General features: G+C 50.4%; 12 protein-coding genes. 9 read left to right on the forward strand and 3 right to left on the reverse strand.

Annotation, left to right across the window (positions count from 1 at the left end):
• The coding region (locus CIK98_RS18490; RefSeq protein ID WP_216358954.1) for a hypothetical protein at window positions 1-198 on the forward strand (198 nt) is incomplete at its 5' end.
• Window positions 199-1,159: 961 nt separating this feature from the next.
• A complete protein-coding gene (locus CIK98_RS04210) occupies window positions 1,160-1,888 on the forward strand; it encodes a DNA repair protein RecO (protein ID WP_094383033.1) in 729 nt (242 codons plus the stop codon).
• A 33-nt stretch (window positions 1,889-1,921) separates the two neighbouring features.
• Here the strand turns inward: CIK98_RS04210 and CIK98_RS04215 are convergent, their stop codons facing one another.
• A complete protein-coding gene (locus CIK98_RS04215) occupies window positions 1,922-4,879 on the reverse strand; it encodes a two-component regulator propeller domain-containing protein (RefSeq protein WP_094383034.1) in 2,958 nt (985 codons plus the stop codon).
• Window positions 4,880-5,096: 217 nt separating this feature from the next.
• Between CIK98_RS04215 and CIK98_RS04220 the strand changes: the two genes are divergently transcribed.
• The 6 genes from CIK98_RS04220 (at window position 5,097) to CIK98_RS04245 (ending at window position 17,521) form a co-directional block, all read left to right on the forward strand.
• Window positions 5,097-6,554, forward strand: a complete 1,458-nt coding sequence (locus CIK98_RS04220; RefSeq protein ID WP_253249641.1) for a hypothetical protein — start codon at window positions 5,097-5,099, stop codon at window positions 6,552-6,554.
• A 35-nt stretch (window positions 6,555-6,589) separates the two neighbouring features.
• Window positions 6,590-9,598, forward strand: a complete 3,009-nt coding sequence (locus CIK98_RS04225) for a TonB-dependent receptor (protein WP_094383036.1) — start codon at window positions 6,590-6,592, stop codon at window positions 9,596-9,598.
• A gap of 29 nt (window positions 9,599-9,627) precedes the next feature.
• Window positions 9,628-11,223, forward strand: coding sequence for a RagB/SusD family nutrient uptake outer membrane protein (locus CIK98_RS04230; protein WP_094383037.1), 1,596 nt, complete (start codon window positions 9,628-9,630; stop codon window positions 11,221-11,223).
• Between the two features lie 121 nt (window positions 11,224-11,344).
• Entirely contained in the window at window positions 11,345-13,567 is a 2,223-nt protein-coding gene (locus tag CIK98_RS04235) for a glycoside hydrolase (RefSeq protein ID WP_141210405.1), read from the forward strand.
• A 5-nt stretch (window positions 13,568-13,572) separates the two neighbouring features.
• Window positions 13,573-15,108 (forward strand): glycoside hydrolase, encoded by a 1,536-nt coding sequence (locus tag CIK98_RS04240; protein ID WP_094383039.1) that lies wholly within the window; start codon window positions 13,573-13,575, stop codon window positions 15,106-15,108.
• Window positions 15,109-15,178: 70 nt separating this feature from the next.
• Window positions 15,179-17,521: a beta-galactosidase gene (locus tag CIK98_RS04245; protein ID WP_094383040.1), complete on the forward strand. Its 2,343-nt coding sequence runs from the start codon at window positions 15,179-15,181 to the stop codon at window positions 17,519-17,521.
• Window positions 17,522-17,637: 116 nt separating this feature from the next.
• Here CIK98_RS04245 and CIK98_RS04250 read toward each other — a convergent pair whose 3' ends face one another.
• Window positions 17,638-19,341, reverse strand: a complete 1,704-nt coding sequence (locus tag CIK98_RS04250) for a Na/Pi cotransporter family protein (RefSeq protein ID WP_094383041.1) — start codon at window positions 19,339-19,341, stop codon at window positions 17,638-17,640.
• An 88-nt stretch (window positions 19,342-19,429) separates the two neighbouring features.
• On the opposite strand from CIK98_RS04250, the gene CIK98_RS04255 reads away from it, so the two are divergent.
• On the forward strand, window positions 19,430-21,091 hold the full coding sequence (locus CIK98_RS04255; protein ID WP_094383042.1) for a nucleoside kinase: 1,662 nt from the start codon (window positions 19,430-19,432) through the stop codon (window positions 21,089-21,091).
• On the opposite strand, the gene dusB is transcribed toward CIK98_RS04255, so the two are convergent.
• Window positions 21,050-22,036, reverse strand: a complete 987-nt coding sequence (gene dusB, locus CIK98_RS04260) for a tRNA dihydrouridine synthase DusB (RefSeq protein WP_094383043.1) — start codon at window positions 22,034-22,036, stop codon at window positions 21,050-21,052. The two genes, CIK98_RS04255 and dusB, sit on opposite strands and share 42 nt — an antisense overlap.
• Window positions 22,037-22,044 lie beyond the last annotated feature (8 nt).

Raw genomic sequence — 22,044 nt, forward strand, 5'->3', positions numbered from 1 at the left:
GAGAGGTCAGACTCCAAGGTTATGTCTATGCACAAAGAGTTGAGTGTGAAGAGCCGTGTGAGGGGAGACTTTCACGCACGGTTCTGTGAGAGGGTGAGGGTGAAACTCCCTCGCTCTACTCGACCTACGACCCTCTTTTTTATATTATTAATTGGAGTTTTGGACGTAATATTCGTCCTGAAAGGTAGGGCGCAATAAGACAAACGTAACTTGAATTGGAAAAATAAAAAGTTGCAAAACGTCTGTCACTGTCACCTTGATTTTTTAAACTCTTGTTTATCAGTGTGCTGACTTTCCGTTGTGGTGACAGACGTTTCGAAAAAGGGGCTAAGACCGCATCGTTATAGGGCTTTTTGGTGACGATGATTATGCTTTTTTTGCCCTTTTTCTTGCATTTCCGCTGTTTTTGGGGACTATTTTCAAGGAAAAAGACTCTATAACCTATGGAAAATAAGGAATATCAGAAACGCATTACTGCAGTGTTCCGAAAGTATGGCTATGACAAAGACAATCTTTTCGACGAATACGTCCTTGGTTATTAATCCGCAAGGAACGCAGTTGAGACGGCCGTTCCATAACTGTTGAGACGGCTGTTCCATAATTGTTGAGACGGCTGTTCCATAACTGTGGAACACTCGTGACCATAATTATGGAACGGTTGTCTCATACAGTATGGAACAACCGTGATATTGACTATGGAACAAGTGTCCCATTCCTTTCCTATGTTATTGTACAACCGCAAACGTAATTGGTTGACTTGCGAAGTCCGGGTGCTTCCTACTATGTGAATGGCATCAAGGAAAGGTGACAGAGGAAATCGTCTGTCACCTTTCTGTCACTACATCAAACTACTGTATATCAAGTTATTATACCGATATGGTGACAGATGACAGATAAAACAAAACATTTCACGCAATAAAAGAGTTTCGGAAGTTACTTTCTCGTTTATTGCTATCGTATTTCTTGACAAGCCCCTGAAGAGGTCAGTAGAAAGGAGATCGCACAATAGTGAGAAAATGACAGTAGTGCCAATAGAAGTTACATGATAAGGTATTTCATTTACTGATAATTCCAAGTTTTTGCCTTAAGGCATTGTTATTTTGAAAAAATATAGTAACTTTGCATCAGGAATAAACAAATAACAACTTAACGGCGTGATATGCAGATAAAAACGAAGGCGATAGTGCTTCATTCATTCAAGTATAACGACAATCGTATTATAGTCGATTTCTACACTCTCGACTGCGGAAGATTGTCGGTTGCCGTTACTGTGTCGAACAGCAGGAAGGCGAAGTTTCGAAAGACACTGTTCTCACCGCTCACACTATTAAATATTGAGGTCGATGTGCGCCAGCGGGCTGGACTGCAGAAACTCATCGACGCTTCCATTCTCTGCCCCATGTCGTCCATTCCATTCCAACCGGAGAAGACGGCAATAGCCCTCTTCGTGGCGGAGTTTCTGTCCCATGCCCTGAAGGGCGAGCAGGCAAACATGCCTCTTTTCGACTATATTGCTGACGGAATACAGTTTCTCGACCTTGCCGACGACGGCTTTGCAAACTTCCATATCGTATTCCTGCTTCGCCTGCCTCTCTTCCTTGGCTTTATGCCAAATCTCGACGACTACACCGAAGGCGACATCTTCGACCTTCGCGGCAGCACCTTCGTCAGCGTTGTTCCTTCCCACAAGGACTTCCTCAACGTGAGCGAGTCGGCACTGATAGGAACAATGATGCGAATGAATTTCCGCACCATGCGTCTCTTTCGTCTCTCCCATGCCGACCGCAACAGGCTTCTCGACATCATTGTAGTCTATTTCCGTTGCCATCTTCCCGACTTCCCCGACCTCAATTCCCTTCCGGTGCTACGGGAGTTGTATAGAGTTTAGGACTCAACTTTAGTATTTAAAGAAGTTTCTTTTTCACTCTGTCAGGTTGCGTTTGACAAATTCTGACGGGGGCATTCCGAACTCTTCTTTGAAACACTGCCGGAAATAGGCTGGTGTGCTGTAGCCAAGGCGGAAGGCTATTTCAGAGATGCTCAGCTTGCCTTGGATGAGCATTTCTTCTGCCTGTTTCATTTTCACCTTGTTGATAAACTCGTTTGGTCCCATTCCCGTCAGCGATTTCATCTTGCGGTAGAGCGACGAAGTGCTCATGTTCATCTCGCCGGCGATGAAGGAAATGTCGAGACGACCCGACGACAGGTTGTCGCTGATGATGGTGGCGACCTGACGAATGAACGAGTTTTCGTTCTCCTGCAGGTATTCCTGCGCCAGTCGCCGTTTCTCCTCGTTTTCGTCGCGCGCTTCCTTTTCCGCAAGTTTGTCGCGTGCCTCCCGTTCGGCGTTGATGTAGAACTGCAGCTTTTCTTGGTTAAGAGCCATCTCGTGCTGCTGTTTTGCTGCCTTCATGCGGTATTCGTGGCGGCGAATCATGCGTCGGCGATAGACAATGAAATTATATGCCACGATGGCTATGAGCAGGACAACATAGATTGTCACAGCCCACCATGACCGCCACAAGGGTGGCGCCACCGTGATGTGCAATGTGGCTGTCTGCTTGCTCCATTCACCGCCCTTCAGTCGGCATCGCACCTCAAGTGTGTAGCTGCCCGGTGAGAGGTTGCGGAAAGTCACCTGGCTTCCGGCAGTGACATCAAACCAGTGGGCGCCCAGTTCGCGAAGCCTGTAAGAGTATGCCACCTCGCTTTCCAAGGCGAAGTCGCGGGTGTTGAAACCTATGGAAAAGGTGTTTTGCGTGTAGTCGAGACTTACCTCTGTGGTGTTGACTATAGGAATCATGATGTCTTTCGTGGAGACGCCGCCTGCCGACACCGATGTCTCGCCGTAGATGGTCAGCGAGGTGAACTGAAGCAACAGGTCGGGATGAGGTTTGGTAATGTCGATGGGGTTGAATTTGCATATTCCGCCATTATATCCGAAATAGAGATTTCCGTTGCCGTCGGTGGTCACGGCACCGTTGCTGAACTCTCCGTAGCCGATGTAGTCGTTGTTCGGGAAGTTCATCACGCGGCGTGTCTTGTAGTCGATGTATGCCAGTCCCTTGTTGGTGCTTAGCCAGAGCAGTTGGTTGCTGTCGATGGCTATTGCCCTTATTTGTTGGTTTACAAGTCCGTCACGTTTGGTGAATGTGGTGGTTTTTCCGTTGTCGAACACCACGAGTCCTGCCGACGTCGCCACTGCCATGATGCCTCGTCCCACATGCAGGATGTGGTTGATGGCATTTGAGCAGAATCCGTTGTTGGTATGGTAGTTTTTTATCCGTTTCATCGCTGGCGAGAGAATGGACAGTCCTTGTCCGAAGGTGCCAATCCAGTAGTTGCCCTGACTGTCCCGCGAGATGCTGTGTACGTTGTCTTCCCCGATGCCGGAGTTGCGTGTGTCGTAGTGGCGTGTGAGTTGTCCCTCCTTGTCAATCACATATATTCCCGACCCTGTGCCTATGAGCATGTTGCCGTTGATGTCCTCGAAGAAGCAGCGCACATCGGCGTGTGTGTTTCCGTTTTGCGGTTCGAGTTTTATTGCCCTGAACTGCAGCGTGTTCTCGTCAGCCATGGCGACCCATCCTCCATAGCTTCCAAACCACAGTTTTCCGTCAGAACTTCTGTATGCGGTGTCGAAGGTGTTGTCGGAAGTGCCGAGTTGTTCGGTGCTCAGTGTTGCCTTGCGTTGTCCGTTCTCAATCATCACCACTCCACCTCCGTCCATTGCCGCCCAAAGCCTGTTGTGGCTGTCGAAACAGAGTCCGAGAACAGTCTTGTCGGTAAGGCTTCTTGTGTTTGACACATTGGGGTCGAAGGGGAAAGTGCTGAACATCGACGGACGGTGGCTGATGAAGTTCAGTCCTCCGCTCCATGTGCCGAGCCAGATGTTGCCGTATCTGTCTTTGAAGATGCTGCGTACTGAAGGTGACGAGAGGTCTTCCGACCGATACCAATAGCCTATGTGTTCAATCTTTGGGTGCAGGAGATTTTGGGTGTCGATGACATACACTCCGCACAGTTCCACCGCCACCCACATCTGCCTGTCAATATATGCGAGAGTGGAGATATTGCCCGATTTCAACGGTGTGGGCACGTCGTCGATGGCGTCGAACCGAAGCAGTCTGTTCTCTTGCGGGTAATATACGGCGAGTCCGTTGTTGGTGGCTGTCCACACCCGACCGTCGTCGTCAATCACTATTTTGTTCACTCCTGCCCCTGGCAGGCATTTGTCGCCATCACCTTTCTTAATATTAACAGCGTGTCGCGATCCGATGTCGATGATGCTCATTCCCTTGCTATTATGTCCCACATAGAGGTGTCCGTGGCTATCGTCGGCAATGCTCCAGACGCGGTTTTCGGGCAGTCCGCTCACGGTGGCGGTGTTGAAATGCCTGCAACTGCCGGTAGTCTTGTCAAGAAGTTCCACTCCTTGCCAAAAGGTGCTTACCCATATCTTGGTGCTGTCGGCAGTCGGGGCTATTGACGTTATGTCGTTGGTGGCAATGCTGTTAGGGTCTTTGGGATTGTGGCGATAGTAGGTGAGTTTTCCGCTTTCCACATTGTATGAAGCCAGTCCGTCGCGTTGTGCCCCAATCCACACGAGCGGTTCCTTGGCATCGGAAAAGACCACGTTGAGTGCCACGCCTTTGGTGCTATCGCGGTTGCTGTTGACATAGAAAGTGCGGAAATTGCTTCCGTCCAACGACGAGAGTCCCTCTTCGGTGGCGAACCAAAGGAATCCATGCTTGTCTTGGGTGATGCCGTTGACATAGTTGCTCGAAAGCCCGTCGCGTATATCAAATTTCTGTATGTTCCTTTGTGCCCTGCTTTTGATGCAGAACAGTGAGATGAGAATGATGGTTAGGTATTTCATAATGCGTACTGCTTGTTTCTTCTGCAAAGATAACAAAAGAAACGAAAAAACAACACATTATGGGGTAAAAATCTTGCATTTGAACGAAAAACCATTCTATTTGCACGATTTTTATACCATTATGAATTAAAAACAATAATAATTTTGCAGCCGAATCAAACGACAATGGACCAAATTTGGAAATAATGACTAACAATAATAATAATAATTAAAAACAATGAGAAAATCGAATCATTCCCTATTGGCGGCATTGCTTGCCATGACAGCTGTGACTTTTGCCACGAGCTGTAGTGATGACGACAACTTCAGCGATGTTGACGGTAAGGCTCCTACCATTGCGTTGGAGACCGACCACATACAGACTGAGGCTGGACGACAGTTTACCATTGCGGGTCAGGTGAAGGATGCCGACGGTATTCGCAGCATCCGACTCCAGAACAGCGACATGCTGCTCGACAAGACCATCAATCTGCTTGAACTTTATGGCGACTCGCTTATCTACGACTATAAGCTCGCCTATAAGTACACCTCTAAGAAAGACTGGACCGACAGCAGTTCATTTCCTGTAAACATAACAGTGGAGGACATTGGCGGACGCACCACTTCTGCCACACTTACTGTTAGTGCCGACGGCGACTTTACAAATCCGGAGTTTGCCGTTGCACCGTCGGGTGAGCTGACAGTGCTGGTGCAGAATCCTAAGCTGACTCTCGGTTTCACCGTGAAGGACAACAAACGGCTGGATTATGTCCAGGTGGAATGTCCTGCACTGGGCATCAACGACCGCATCGACGCTGCAGGACAGGCTGAGATGCAGATAAAGAAGGTTTATGACGTGCCGAGCGAGAAGCAGAGCTGCCTGCTTACGGTGACAGCCTACGACAAGTTTAACAATAAGGTGATGGCTCAGAGCACAGTGAACGTTGACGAGATGCCGGACTTCGAGAAGATGTATCTTGCCGACGTGGAATCTGCCAAGGACCTCACAAGCGACGTCTATGGCGTGCCAATGGTTATTGACCATACAGGACCATACGAATACACCGCACACTACTACAACCAGAAGGCAGGCACTAAGGTGCGCTTCATACCACAGATGACCGACTTTGAGCCAATCTGCTTCGGTGTTGACCCAAGCGACAACAGTGTGCTCATCAACGACGCGTCTTCCGCCCTCGGCATTGAGCTTAACGAGGTAGCCTACTACGAGATAAAGCTGAACATCGTGACCGGCGCATATAGCGTGAAGACCTACGAGCCGACAACAGAGAAGATGACCCTCGACGGTTCCACCACTATCGACTTCGGCGACGGTTCAGGCGCGCAACCGGCACAGATTTGTCTTGCGGGAGGTGGTCTGCCAGGCACTCCAAGCTGGACAACCAACCAGAACAACGACGCCTTCATCTTGAGTCAGGACGCCGCAAACAAGTATCTGCTCTACCGCGAGTGCGAACTTGAGGCAGGCACCGAGATAGAATATACCATTAGCCAGACACACTGGTGGGGCTGGTGGCCAGAGCCATATTGGCGCTTCGACGGTTCGGAGTTCAACGAGAAGAACGTGAAGAACGGTGGTGAAAACATGAAAAAGAGCAAGGTGCCGGCAACAGGCAAGTACCGCATAGAGTTTGACTACCACCTGCTCCGGTCAAGAATCATTCCGGTGAAGTAACACATTTTCATAATTAACAAAAACGCTAAGAACGTATGAAAAGATATATTTTGACATTCGTTGTCGCTTTGTTAGCGCTGATAGCCAATGCGCAAAAAGTGACAGTAACGGGACAGGTGACATCGTCGCTCGACAAGGAGCCACTCATTGGCGTCACCGTGTTGATAAAAGGTACTGGAACAGGTGCAGTGACCGACTTCGACGGCAACTATACCATCCAGGCGGAGAAAAACTCCACATTGGTATTCTCAATGATTGGCTACAAGACCAAGGAATACAAGGTGGGAACAACAAACACCACGTTCAACGTGGCTCTCGACGACACGAGCAACGACCTCAACGAGGTGGTGGTAATCGGTTACGGTGTAGCAAAGAAAGGCGACCTAACCAGTTCCATCTCTGCCATCAAGGGCGACAAGCTCGACAAGATGTCAACAGGTAACGTGATGAGCGCGTTGCAGGGACAGGTGAACGGTGTGCAGGTGTCAACGGCAGGTGGTCCGGGATCATCGCCACGCGTCATCATCCGTGGTATCTCAACAGTGAACGGCAGCGACCCTCTCTACGTTGTTGACGGAATGCCGGTGGGCACCAACATCAACTTCCTCAACCAGAACGACATCGAGAGCATGCAGGTGCTGAAGGACGCGTCGGCGTCTGCCATCTACGGTACACGAGCCTCCAATGGTGTGGTTCTCATCACCACAAAGAAGGGCGCACTGGGCGCGACAAAGTTCACCGCCTCGGTAAGTGTAGGTTTCCAGACTCTCGCAAAGCCTGAGATAGCGTCGGCAGAGGAATATGAAAAGGTGTATAACGCACGCTACACCAACGACGGACAGAAGTCGCCATTCACCAATGGAGGCGCAAAGACCGACTGGTGGGACGAGTGTCTCAACAGCGTGGCACTGCAGCAGAACTACAACTTCGGTTTCTCAGGAGGCAACGACAAGTTGCTCTACTCAGCCAACATCGGCTACTACCGCCAGGAATCACAGTATAAGGTGGGCGAATGGCAGAAACTCTCGGCACGCTTCTCAATGGAGTATAAGTTCAACAACATTGTGAAGGCAGGTATCGACATGACACCGCGCTACGAGCAGTGGGCAGACACCCCAAGCCTTATGGGAGCAATGATGTCGATGGACCCGACAACGCCTATCATGCGTCCTGAGAGCGAGTGGACAAGCAACCCATACAGCAACTACGCCCGTTCGGCAAACAACCAGGAGTGGAACCCAGTGGCAAACATGTACCGCATGGACACCAACTCTGACGAGTACGGACTCCTTGCCACACCATTCATCAGCATCACCCCGATAGAAGGTCTTACCTTCCGTTCGCAGTTTGGCATCAACGCACACTTCCGCATGTCAGACGTCTTTACGCCAAACTTCTTCATCGACAACCTTGAGCAGGTGGAGAAGAACAAGGCAGAGCGCAAAATGGATAACTGGGTTGACTGGAACTGGACAAACACACTGACCTACATGAAGCAGTTCAACAAGAAGCACAACCTCAACGTTATGGCAGGCTACACCATGGAACGCTTCCAGTACTACTATCTGAACGGTTCGCGCGAGCTTATCCCGTCGAATGTTGAGGACATGCGCTACGTCAGCGCCGGTACGGACAACATGCAGGTTTCGGGCTCAAACACCTACTCTTCGCTGATCTCATATCTCGGACGTGTGATGTACAACTACGACGAGCGTTACTATCTCACTGCATCAATCCGTGTGGATGGTTCGTCGAAGTTCCCTACAGGCAACAAATACGCAACCTTCCCTGCTGTCAGCCTTGCATGGCGCATCACAGGCGAGGAATTCATGAAGAAGCAGAACGTGGTTGACGACCTCAAGCTCCGTCTCGGTTGGGGTAAGGTGGGTAACCAGAACATCGACAACTCAGCCTACGTTAGCTCCATCGGCACCATGCGCTACGTGTTCGGCAACCAGATTGGCATCGGTTCGCAAATAAGCTCCATCGGCAACAGCGGCATACAGTGGGAGACCGTTGAGGACTACAACGTGGGTCTCGACATGGCATTCCTCGGCAGCCGCCTGCGCGTCACCGCAGACTGGTTTATGAAGAAGAGCCACGACATGCTCCTGAAGAAAGACAACCTGCTGATTCTCGGCTACCCGATGTGGAACGGACAGATGTGGGAGAACATCGGTGAGATGAAGGCAACTGGTTGGGAACTCGGCATCAACTGGAACGACCGTGCCGGCGACTTCAACTACGGTGTGGGCGTGAACCTCTCTTCCGTAAAGAACAAGGCAGTGACACTCAACGGTGACTACATCTACACCGGATCTCACAGCGGCGACTACATCATCCGCAACGAGGCAGGCGAGCTGCTCAGCCAGTTCTATGGCTACACCGTTGACGGCATCTTCCAGAACGAGACAGAGGTGAACTCATACACAAGCCAGTATGGCGACCTGATGCAGCCAAACGCCAAGCCAGGCGACTTCCGCTACAAAGACCTCAACCAGGACGGCACCATCGACGAGAAGGACAAGTCGTATATCGGCAATCCGTTCCCAGACCTCATGGTGGGTGTTAACCTCAACGCCTCATGGAAGAACTTCGACATCCTCGCCAACTTCTACGGCACCATAGGCAACGACATCTACAACCTGAACAAGGACCGCTACTTCGGCACCAACGGACAGAACGTGATAGCAGGCACCTACGACAAGGCATGGCGTCCGGACAACACCAACACCGACGTGCCACGCCTCTCGGTGAACGATGCCAACGGCAACCACAACAAGCCATCGACATTCTTCGTGGAGGACGGCAGCTACATGCGTCTGAAACTCTTGCAGATAGGTTACACCCTGCCAAAGAAGGTGTTCAACGACAAGCTGACGATGCGTCTCTCGCTTTCGGCACAGAACCTCTTCACCATCAGCGGATACTCAGGCATGGACCCGGAAACAGCTTCCATGGGTGGAGCCACAGAGTCGGGTATCGACTGGACAGGCTATCCTAACCCACGCACATTCCTGCTTGGTGTGAACTTGAATTTCTAATGAACGAATAACATATAAAGAAGAAATTTATGAAGAACTCAATATTGAAACTGACCATTGTGGCAGGTCTGGGAATGACAATGTCAAGCTGCTCCGACTTCCTCAACGAGCCGATACTCGGACAGCAGGACTTGACAAACTATTTCGCCACTGAAGAAGAGTGTGAGAAACACATCACTGGTTGCTACTCCTACTTAGGATGCGACGACTGGTGGCAGATATACAAGCACTACAACTCGATGAACATCTGCACCGACGACCAGTGGATGGGCAACACCACACAGGATCCGGGCGACTATCTTCACCTGGCACACTACACAGGAAACACAGTGAGTGCAGGAAACGCCGTGCAGAACTTCTGGCAGTATCGCTACAAGGGAATACTGCAGTGCAACATCGCTATAGAGAAGATTCCTAACGTGCAGTTCAACGACGAGAAACTGAAGAACCGTCTCGTAGGAGAGGCAAAGTTTATGCGTGCCTTCGAATATTTCGAACTCGCCTACAACTTCGGCGGACTGCCATTGGTAACAGGAATGCTTATGCCGGCGGAGGTTCAGGGCATAGAGCGCGCCTCGCTTGCCGACACCTACGCCCAGATAGAGCAAGACCTGAAGGACGCCATAGAGGTGCTGCCGCTCCGCTCACAGTATTCTGATTCCGACATGGGACGCATCACCAAGGGTGCCGCCCAGGGAATGCTCGGAAAGGTTTATCTCGCACAGGGGAAATATGCCGAGGCTGCCACAGTGCTGAAGGCTGTGATAGACAGCAAGGAGTATCGCCTGCTCGACGATTTCTCTAAGGTGTGGAACATGGATTACAACAACAGCGAGGAGAGCCTGTTTGAGTTCCAGACAATGTACAGCGCAAGCTACAACCTCGGAGAACGCTGGTCGGTGATATGCGGATCACGTGACGACAACGGATGGTCGTGGGGATTGCCTACAAGCAACCTGGAGAAGGCGTTCAAGGATGCCGGCGACGATGTGCGCCTGCGTTACACCATACTCCACGACGGACAAACCGACGTGCCCGGCGACCCGACATGGAACGAAGACAATCCTTACGTCATCTCTGCCAGCAAGCACAAGAGCCAGCGTTGCAACATGAAGCTCTTCATTCCTGTTGAGAAACGTCCGTCGCCATACGACGCACCGAAGATTCCTCTCAACATCCGCATCCTGCGCTATGCCGACGTGCTGCTGATGTATGCCGAGGCTTGCAACGAACAGGGCAACGACGCACAGGCACGCGAGGCACTCAACCAGGTGCGCGACCGCGTAAACCTCGACCCGGTGACCTCAAGCGGCAAGACACTACGTGACGCCATCCGCTTGGAGCGTCGTCTTGAACTCGCCTTCGAGCCTGGAATCCGCCTCTTCGACCTCCGTCGTTGGAAGGACGACAACGGCAAGCTCGCAATACAGAACGTCATGGGTCCTAACGGTTCGTTTGTGAAGTACAACCTTGAGGAGTCGGAGGACGAGTGTGAGCGAAACAACCAAAACGAGAACTCCAACAAGGGCTACACCTTCAAGGAGGGACGCGACGAGTTGTTCCCAATTCCTAACTCGGAGATAACCATGTCCAACGGATCTATAAAGCAGAACCCTGGTTATTAAACATCATACAACTCAGTTATTAGCATAAATTGATTAGGTAGTAGATTGTATTTCAGGATAACACTTTTCAACAAATAACTTGTCAACTCGTCAACTTGTCAACTCGTCAACAAAAAAAAATATGAATAAACGAATAATAACAATCCTAACCATACTGATTACGGCGGTGGGTGCAGGCGCACAGACACTCCTCGCCGACTTTGAGGACGGAACCATAGGCACAAGCCTGAAGATAAACAAGGACTACACGGGAGGTTTGTTCAGCAAGAAACCTGCCGTGATGGACAATCCGAAGAAGGACAACGTCAACCCTTCGAACAAATGTCTTGGCGCAATAAACGTAGCCGATGCCGACTGGTACAAGAACTTCCTCATACTGGAATTCACCACGCCTTTCGTAGTGGATGACTCCAACCGCATACTCACGCTGAAGGCCTACAGAAGCATTCAGCCAAAGGAAATGCGCATAGCGGTGAATGGCTACGAGGACGACAACGAGGTGTATCGTGGCATGCTCAAGGAGGACGGGAAATGGGAGACAATAACCATCGACCTCGCCGAGAAATACTACGACCGACGCGTGGAGAAAATCTATATCGTCTTGAGCTGTAACTGGAGCGACCCACGAAAAGGATGGGGCGAGGCGACATACTGCTTCGACGACATCGCGCTCTCAAATGGCGGCGAGATGCCCGTACAGGTGGTGAGCATCGATGCCACAACAAAACTGCAGACAATGAAAGACTTCGGCGCGAGCGACTGCTGGACAGCCGACTTCGTGGGAAAATATTTCAGCCAGGAGGCGAAGGCTAACGCCGCACGATGGCTTTTCAGCCGTGAGATGGACTCTGAGGGCAATCCCGAAGGCATAGGACTCTCGTGCTGGAGGGTGAACATCGGAGCTGGCAGCGCAACACAAGGAGAGGCAAGCAACATCGAAGACGAGACACGACGCGCGGAGTGTTTCCAAAACGCCGACGGCAGCTATGACTGGACACGACAGGCAGGACAGCAATATTTCATGGACGAGGCAAAACGCTACGGCGTGGAAAATTACGTATTGTTTTCTAACTCAGCACCAATATACTACACAAAGAACGGAAAGGCTAACGCCAACGGAAGCTCCATAAGCTGTAACCTGAAGGACGACTGCTACGACGACTTTGCCGACTTCCTCGTCGCCACTGCCTCACACTTCAAGAACGAAGGCTATAACGTGACATACATCGACCCCGTGAACGAGCCGCAGTTTGACTGGAAGGACGGTCAGGAAGGATCGCCATGGGAAAACCAGAATATAGCGAAACTTGCCAAGGAACTGGACAAGAGCATGGCTGCGCACAACATGGGAACAACACGTGTGCTCATTCCAGAGGCCTCATCGCTCGATTGTCTCTATGGTGGCAGCGGCAGGGCAACAAACCAGATATTCAGTTTCTTCAACACGTCGAGCGCAAACTATATCGGCAACCTTACATATATAGATAAGGTGGTGGCAGGACACAGCTACTGGACCTACTCCACCGACAGCGACCTGAAGACCGTGCGCCAAAAGACAGCCGAGGCGGCACAGGAGGCAGGCATCGACGTGATGCAGACAGAATGGTCAATGCTTGGCGATGCGCCAAAAACATCCACAGGCTTCCCGTCAAGCTACGATGCAGCCACAAAAATGGACATGGCTCTATTCATGGCAAAGGTGATATATGCCGATATTGCAATAGGCAACATGACGGCTTGGTCGTACTGGACAGCAATGGCACAGGAACGATGGAGCCAGAAAAACCGCTTCTATCTCATTCGCCTAAACTCTCTCGACGACACTGGCGACGAGAGCTACGCCGACCTTAAAAACGGCGGAAAGACAACAGCCGACAAGAATCTCTGGGCATTGGGCAACTACAGCCGCTTCGTGCGTCCGGGCTATCAGCGTGTGGCTGTGGATGGTGCCGACGACCTTACAGGACTTATGTCAACCGCCTATCTATCGCCCGACGGCAAGCAGATGGTTGTGGTGATGGTGAACATGAGCCGTGCCCGCCGCACTGCCAACCTCTCGATAACAGGCTTCGAGGCAAAGGACTTCAAGAAATATGTCACCGACAAGGACCACGACCTGAGCCTCGACAGCAGCGACAACGCCGTTAGCTCCATAGCCATTCCAAGCCGTTCGGTGACAACAGTGGTGATAAATGCCGACGGATCTTCCGACATTGAGGGCATAACCATTGTTGATAAAGAGCAACAACCCTCGCGCACCTACAACCTGAAAGGAATGGAAGTGAAGAACAATGGAAAGGGAATAGTAATAATGAACGGAAAGAAAGTAATAATCAATAATTGATTTTTATGAAAACACATCTGACGATATGCCTGACATTGGCTATGGGTTGCAATGCCGCCCTTGCAGAAGGTGAATTGAAAGCAACAATACAGACTGACAAACCACAGCAAAAGGTGCTGCACTTCGGAGCGTCAGACGCATGGAGCATGCAGTTCATAGGCAACTGGGACGAAAAGGAACAGGAGAAGGTTGCCGACTGGCTCTTCTCTACCGACAACGACAAGGACGGCAACCCACGCGGCATAGGACTTTCGGTTTGGAGGTTCAACCTCGGCGCGGGAAGTGCCGAACAGGGCGACGAGGCGCAGATAAACTTCTCGACAAGAACGGAGTGTCTGATGCGTCCCGACGGGACATTCGACTGGACAAAACAGGCAGCACAGCGCAAATTCCTGAAAATGGCAAAGGAAAGAGGAGTGCCACGCATATTGGCTTTCCTCAACTCGCCACCAGTATATTTCACACAAAACGGACTTGCCACAAACACCGGACGTGGAGGAACATACAACCTGCGTGACGACAGCTACGAGAAGTTTGCACGCTTCATGGCAGACGCCGTTCGGGGCATTGAAGAGCACGACGGCGTACACATCGACTATCTCTGCCCGGTGAACGAACCCGACGGACACTGGAACTGGACAGGTCCCAAGCAGGAAGGCACTCCAGCCACCAACAGGGAGATAGCACGCATAATACGCGCCACGGGCAAGGAGATGAAGAGACAGAAACTCACCACACAGGTGATGGCTGACGAGTCGAGCGACCTCCGCTGCCTGCTCGGCACCCATGAGACAGCATGGGACCGCGGCTACAGCCTATACTCGTTCTTCACCAAAGACAGCACCGACACTTATATCGGTGCCACACCTAACGTGCCACGCCTGATGCTTGCGCACAGCTATTGGACAAACACTCCCGTTCCTTATATGAAGGAGATACGCCTTAAACTGCGCGAAGAGATGCAGCGCATGGGAGTAGGATTCTGGCAGACGGAAATCTGCATCATGGGCAACGACGAGGAGATAGGCGGTGGACACGAGTACGACTTCTCGATGAAGACAGCTCTCTATGTGGCACGCGTCATACACCACGACCTTGTGTATGCCAATGCCGAAAGCTGGTCGTGGTGGAGAGCCGTGGGAGGAAACTACCGCGACGGACTGCTCCGCGCCTATAGCGACGAGAAGCACACCACGGGCTATGTGATCGACTCCAAACTGCTGTGGTCGCTTGGCAACTACAGCCGTTTCGTGCGTCCTGAGGCAGTGCGCCACGATGTTGTCACCTCCATGGCGGAAGACCCTTACGGAGTGATGTGCTCGGCTTTCCGCAATGCCGACGGCAGATGGGTTGCCGTGGTCATAAACTACGGCGAACAGCAACGTGACTTCAGCCTTTCCACGAGCGACGGCAAGGCACGCCGATGGACGATGTACCGCACGTCGGACATCTCGTCGGAAAGTCTCAGTAAAATAGGCACGGCTGAAGGCAAAACAAGGCTCGCCCCACGATCCATAACAACATTTGTTGAGGAAATGTAATGGCGTTTATTAAAATTTTTGTACTTTCGCACAGTGATAATAAACATTGCTCAAAAAAATACAACTTATTATGAACAAAATCCTAAAGACACTCTGCCTTGCCGCACTCATGGCGACAGCAACCACCACGGCACAAGCAGTCGAGGCGCAACACACGTTTGAGGTGGGCAAGGGCAGTTTCATGCTCGACGGCAAACCTTTTGTGGTTAAGGCAGCCGAGGTACACTATCCACGTATTCCTCGCCCATACTGGGAGCATCGCATAAAGATGTGCAAGGCTCTTGGCATGAACACCCTCTGTCTCTACGTGTTCTGGAACATCCACGAGCAGCGCGAGGGAGAATACGATTTCACAGGACAGAACGACGTGGCGGAATTCTGCCGACTGGCACAGAAAAACGGTATGTTCGTGATTGTGCGTCCCGGTCCTTATGTGTGTGCAGAATGGGAGATGGGAGGACTGCCTTGGTGGCTGCTGAAGAAGAAAGACATCAAGCTGCGTGAGCGCGACCCGTACTTCATGGAGCGCGTGCGCCTGTTTGAGAAAGAGGTGGGAAAACAGCTGTCTTCACTCACAGTGGAGAATGGAGGTCCGATAATAATGGTGCAGGTGGAAAACGAATACGGTTCTTACGGCATCGACAAACCCTACGTTTCCAAAATCCGTGACATCGTCAAGCAGTCTGGCTTCGACAAGGTAGCTCTGTTCCAGTGCGACTGGTCGAGCAACTTCATCAATAATGGACTCGACGACCTCACATGGACAATGAACTTCGGCACTGGAGCCAACATAGACGAGCAGTTCCGCCGCCTGAAACAACTGCGTCCTGAGGCGCCTCTGATGTGTTCAGAGTTCTGGAGCGGATGGTTCGACAAGTGGGGAGCACGCCACGAGACACGTCCTGCCGACGACATGGTGGCAGGCATCGACGAGATGCTCTCAAAAGGCATCAGTTTCTCACTCTATATGACCCACGGCGGAACATCGTTCGGCCATTGGGCTGGAGCCAACAGTCCCGGTTTCGCACCCGACGTGACAAGCTACGACTACGACGCACCTATCAACGAGTGGGGATTGCCTACAGGGAAATATTGGATTCTGCGCCAAACAATGGCAAAATATAACGACGGCAAGAAGCTGCCTTCCGTTCCGAAAGCCCCTATGGGCATTGTTGCCATACCGCAGTTTGAACTCACCGACTATGCACCGCTCTATGCCGGCATCAGCAAGACGGAAGAAAGCCGTAATGTAAAGACAATGGAGGAACTCGACATGGGTTGGGGTTCAATGGTGTATCAGACAACACTGCCTGCCATAGCAGCAAACACCGTCCTGAACATCAACGATGCGCACGACTTTGCACAGGTGTATGTCGATGGCAAATATGTGGGCAAGATAGACCGCGTGAAGAACGAGAAAAGCCTTCTTTTGCCTGCTTCGGCTAAGGGCGCAAAGCTGACCATTGTGATAGAGGCGATGGGAAGAATAAACTTCGGACGTGCCATAAAGGACTTTAAGGGCATCACGCAGAGCGTCACACTGACATCGGAGGTTGACGGACACGAACAAATCATCGACCTGAAAAACTGGACCATAGCCACCTTGCCCGACGACTACGCAACGGCACAGGAAGCCCTCCAGAACAAATCCGTCAACTCAAATCTCTCCACTCTCACATCCCAGTCGGGCTACTATCGTGGCACATTCAACCTGAAGAAAGTGGGCGACACCTTCCTTAATACGGAGGCTTTCGGCAAGGGACAGGTTTATGTAAACGGTCATGCCATAGGACGTTTCTGGAGCATTGGCCCTCAGCAGACACTCTATGTGCCGGGATGCTGGCTGAAGAAGGGAAAGAACGAGGTGGTGGTGCTCGATGTGGTTGGACCAAAGGGCAAGCCAACAATGTTCGGACAGACGACACCTGAACTGGACAAGCTGAACCTTGAGAAGAGCAACAAACACAACAATCCGGGCGACCGTCCCGACCTCAATTCCGCCACTCCCGTAGCCCAAGGCACGTTTGCGGCAGGAAACGGTTGGCAGACAGTGAAGTTCGGTGCTGTGGCAAAGGGACGTTATGTGGCAATAGAATGTCGATCCACCCACGCCGCCGACCAGGCTGCCATAGCTGAAATCTATGTAAAGGGCACCGACGGCAATCGTCTGAGCCGTGAGCCATGGACAGTGAAATACGCCGACAGCGAGAACGAAATGGGCAACCACACCGGCGACAAGGTGTTTGACCTCCAGGAGTCAACCTATTGGCAAACACAGCGCGGCAGCGACTTCCCGCATCTGCTTGTCATCGACCTTGGCAGCGAGCAACAAATGACAGCTCTCGACTACCTGCCACGAGCAGAGCAAGGTGCACCTGGAAACGTGAAGGAGTATCAGGTGTATATCTATTGATAAGGAGTTAAGGAGTTTAAGGAGTTAAGACATATGATAAGGAGTTAAGGGCGGATCCTTAACTCCTTTTTGTTTGTTGCAGTTTAGCGCTTGGACTATCAACTTGTCAAGAACAATTAATTTGATTTTCTCAGACCCATTCTTGCCTCTACGACATTAATGACATAGTCGCCGAGCTTTTCGCATTCGCTTACGATGTCCATATACATGGTTCCGATAGCGTAAGAGTATTCGTGGTCGTTTACGTCGTTGATGTTTTCCGTACGTAGCTGATTGCGGTAGTTGTTGATCTCGTTCTCGATGTTGAAAGAGCGGTTGATGTCGAAGTTGTCCTTTCGTCCAAGCAGCAGGACATTCATCTGAGTCAGCGAGTCGTCGGTAAGCTCCATCATCTGATGCAAGTGTTCGTACTGGCTTTCTGTAAAGTCTTCCTTGCCAGCTGCCTTTCTGTTTATGGTTCGTGCAATGTTGTAGCAGCTGTCGCCGATGCTTTCCAATTCAGAAATCTCGCGTAGCATAGAGCGTATCTTTGCCTTTGTGTCGTCAGAAAGGTGTGCGTCGCTCACGCCGTCGAGATATTTTGCAATCTCTATCTCCATGTTGTCTGTAATGCTTTCATACTTTTCTATGCGTGAGAACAGCTTGTTGAAGGCAGAGGAGTCGGTGGTGCCGAGCAGTTCGCGTACGAAATTGTACATCTTGTGAACTCGTTCGGCAAAGAGCTGTATTTCCTTCTGGGCTTCCAATACCGAGAGCTCCGGAGTCTTCATGATGGTGTTGCCACCGATATACTGAAGGCGGAACTCCTCTTCGTCTTCTTGGGTCTTTGGCTTTATGATCCGGCATACCAGTTTCTCTATTTGTGGAATAAACCAGATGAGCACAAACGTGTTGGTCACGTTGAAGGCTGTGTGGAATGCCGCAAGTACGATAGGAAGACGCGTTGCCAACTGTTGTGGAGTGAGGCTGTGGTCGTCAGGATTATAGTCAACAAACTGGCATACCGTATTGACAAACGGGTAGAACAAGCATAGAACCCAGATGACACCGATAACGTTGAACACCAAGTGGGCCAATGCCGCGCGTCGTGCCTGTGCGTTGGCACCGAGGGCAGCAAGGTTGGCAGTGGCGGTGGTTCCGATGTTCTCGCCCATGACGAGTGCAATGCCAAGATAAATAGGCAGCACACCTGTGGAGCATAGGAGAATGGTGATGGCCATTACGGCAGCCGACGACTGTACGATGCAAGTTATCAAGGTGCCAATGAGCAGGAAGATGATGATGGTGAGATGGCTGCCAGTGTCGAAGGAACTGAAAAATTCAATTACTGCGGGATTATGTTCAAGATCGAGTTCTTTTCCGGCACCGCTGAGTAGTACAAGCGAGAAAAACAAGAAAGCTATACCAAAAAGGAAGTCGCCGATATATCGTTTGCTTTTTGAGTAGATTAGCATGATGCCTAAGAAGAAGGCGGGGAAGATGACTGTCGTAAGGTCTACATTGAATCCTAAACTCATGATCCAGGCAGTGAGAGTGGTTCCGATGTTTGCTCCCATAATGACAGAGATGGCTTGTGCAAGGGTTAGCAGTCCGGCGTTGACAAACGAAACGGTCATCACCGTGGTGGCTGAAGATGACTGCACGGAGCAGGTTACGAACATACCGGTCAGCATGCCAGTGAACCGGTTTTTGGTCATTGTCGCGAGAATGTGGCGAAGGTGCGAGCCAGCCATTTTCTGCAATGCCTCACTCATCACTTTCATACCATAGATCAACAGTGCGAGTGATCCGATAATCTTAAAAAAAATCCAAATCGACATATTTTTACTTAATTTAGTTATGCTTTCTTTGATATGTCATTTTTTTTACGTAATTTTACAGCCGTAAACCCATAAAAAAGACATAGAAATGAAACAAGAGTTACAAATCCGTTGCAAAAATAATAAAAAAACGGAAAATATCAGCATCGGAAGCTCACTTTCTGAGATTTTTGATGAAATTAATTTGAAAATGGACTTCGGACCTGTCAGTGCAAAGGTAAATAACAAGGTGGAAGGACTGAATTATCGTGTTTACCATAACAAAGACGTGGAGTTTCTCGACTTGTATTCATCATCGGGTATGAGAGCCTATACGCGTACATTATTTTTTATATTATGCAAAGCAGCCAACGATATATTCAAAAATGTCGGTATGGTGATTGACATTCCTGTGTCGAATGGATACTACTGCGACTTGCAGCTGGGAAGACCCTTGGCTGAAGATGAGGTGAAAGCCATAAAGGAAAGGATGCAGCAGGTGATTGACGCTGCAATGCCTATAAGAAGAAGAGAATGTACGACTGAAGAAGCTGTAAGAGTGTTTAACGAGGTAGGCGACAAGGAAAAGGTGAAACTGCTCAGCAGCACTGGAAGGCTGTACACCGTTTATTACGACCTCGATGGATACAAGGACTATTATTATGGCACACTGCTCACCAACACCTCGCAGATTCATCTCTTCGACCTTGTGAAGTATTATGATGGCATGCTACTGCGTATTCCACTGAGTAGCGACCCATCGAAACTTGGAGAACTGATACGTCAGGACAAGCTATTCGAAATATTTACCGAACACCATAAATGGCAGGACATCATCGGAATACGCACTATAGGCGACCTGAACAAGGTGGTGGACGATGGAAATGCCATGGGACTGATAAACGTGGCTGAGGCATTACAAGAAAAAAAGATTTCTCACATCGCTGAAATGATTGCAGAAAGGAAAAACGTCAGGGTGGTGCTTATAGCTGGACCTTCGTCGAGCGGAAAGACTACCACATGCAAGAGACTGTCGATACAGTTGATAGTGAACGGACTGAAACCAGTGGGAATATCTCTCGACGACTATTTCGTTGACCGCGAAAAGACTCCACGCGACGAAAATGGAAATATGGACTACGAGCATGTAGAAGCACTGAACATTCCTTTGCTTAACCAACAACTCAACGCTCTGATGGCAGGAGAAGAAGTGGAACTGCCGAAATATAACTTCCAGACCGGAAAGAGCGAGAAGAGCGGGCGAAAGCTGAGACTGAAGGGTAACGAGGTGCTTGTGGTGGAGGGCATTCACGCTCTTAACCCGATGCTCACGGCTCAGATACCCGAAGAGAGCAAGTTCCGCGTTTATGCCTCTGCGCTAACCACCATACTGCTCGACAACCATAATTATGTCCCAACCACCGACAACCGTTTGCTTCGCCGCATAATACGCGACTACAAGTATCGTGGTGTAAGCGCACAGGAAACCATCCGCCGTTGGCCTTCGGTAAGGGCTGGTGAAAACAAGTGGATATTCCCGTTCCAGGAGAATGCAGACGTGATGTTCAACACTGCCATGCTGTTTGAACTTGGAGTGATAAAGAGTCAGGCAGAGCCGCTGCTCGAACTGGTGCCGGAAGACTGTGATGAATACAGCGAGGCATATCGCCTGTTGAAATTCCTGAGATATATCCGTCCGATACCCAACCGACAAGTGCCTCCATCATCTTTATTGAGAGAGTTTCTCGGCGGAAGCTCGTTCAAGTATTGATGTCAGTTCCTCGACAGTGGTTGCCCTTAGCATGGCAATTCTTGTATCGCGGAAGTTTGGAATGCCTTTGAATATGGGGGTTGCGGCAAGGTGGCGGCGTGTGTGTAGAATGCCACGATATTCGTCGATGCGTTCAACGTTGATGCGCAGTTGTTCTTTCAGCACCTCCAGTTTCCATTGTGTGTCCATTATAGGGTCAGGGTCGCGGCCTTCAAGATAGTCGCGTATCTCTTTGAAAATCCAAGGCCGTCCGAATGTGGCGCGGCCTATCATCACTGCATCAACTCCATATTCGTCGAACGCACGTTTGGTGTCTTCGGGCGAACAGATGTCGCCATTGCCTATTATGGGTATGGAGATTCGCGGATTACGTTTCACCTCGGCTATCGGATTCCAGTCTGCAACACCTGTATACATCTGCGAACGGGTCCTGCCATGAATTGTTAGGGCGGATATTCCGCAGTCTTGAAGTTGTTCGGCGAGAGTTGGTATTATGATGTTGTCTTGTGTCCAGCCTAATCGGGTTTTTACCGTTACGGGCAGTTTAACGGCTTTCACCACTTCTCGTGTAATGTTGAGCAAGAGTGGGATATTCTGCAGCATGCCGGCGCCAGCCCCTTTTCCAGCTACTTTTTTCACGGGGCATCCGAAATTGATGTCGATAATGTCCGGTTTTGCCTCTTCCACAATCTTTGCCGCTTCCACCATGTCTTCCACGCTGCGTCCATAAATTTGTATTCCCACCGGACGTTCTTCTTCGCTTATGGTCAGTTTGTTGATAGTAGATTTCACCGACCTAACCAAAGCCTCTGCGCTCACAAACTCTGTGTATACCATTGAAGCACCATAGCGTTTGCAAAGCAGTCGGAATCCAATGTCGGTCACGTCTTCCATTGGAGCCAGGAACACTGGTTTCTGTCCAAATTCGATATTGCCTATTTTCATGTTTTTAC

Origin of the sequence: Prevotella sp. P2-180 (assembly GCF_002251435.1) — a bacterium.
In the GTDB taxonomy this organism is placed as follows: Bacteria; Bacteroidota; Bacteroidia; order Bacteroidales; family Bacteroidaceae; genus Prevotella.